Source organism: Kitasatospora nipponensis, from assembly GCF_039528135.1.
Taxonomy (GTDB): Bacteria; Actinomycetota; Actinomycetes; order Streptomycetales; family Streptomycetaceae; genus Kitasatospora; species Kitasatospora nipponensis.
This window is the reverse complement of record NZ_BAAALF010001156.1, coordinates 1-519: the sequence shown is the minus strand read 5'-3', so window position 1 is coordinate 519 and position 519 is coordinate 1. Positions and strand designations below refer to the sequence as shown.

Genomic DNA, 519 nt, shown 5'->3' with positions numbered 1-519 from the left:
CACATTCATGTGTTGACTCAGGGATCTTACATCCATAGAGTCCTCAACTATAAGGATCCTGAGTCAGCACAAGGAGCTGTGACCATGAAGGCTGCCCTGCTCGACACCGACGACCGCTACCGCGTCACCGAACTCGACGAGCCCGTCCCCGGCCCCGGCCAGGTGGCGATCCGCGTCGCGTACGCGGGGATCCAGTGGGGCGACACGATGGTCCGGGACGGCCAGTTCCCCGTACCGCGTCCCTTCGTCCCGGGCTTCGAAGCCTCCGGGCACATCACCGCGGTCGGCGAGGGCGTCGACCCGGGCCGGGTCGGCGAGCCCGTCACCGCTCTCACCCCGTCGGGCGCCTTCGCCGAGGTGGTCCTGGCACCCGCCGTCCTCGCGGTGGGCATCGGCGACCTGTCCCTGCGCACCGCGGCGGGCCTCGGCTGGGGCGCCCCGACCGCGTACGACCTCATCAACACCGCCGCCCAAGTACGCCCGGGCGAGCGCGTGTTGATCCACGCCGCCGCCGGACCC

1 protein-coding gene is annotated in these 519 nt (G+C 70.3%); it reads left to right on the top strand.

What is annotated here, in order from left to right:
* Positions 1 to 84: 84 nt before the first annotated feature.
* Positions 85 to 519 (top strand): quinone oxidoreductase family protein (locus ABD323_RS45390; RefSeq protein WP_344447774.1); only part of this gene is annotated, 435 nt, incomplete at its 3' end.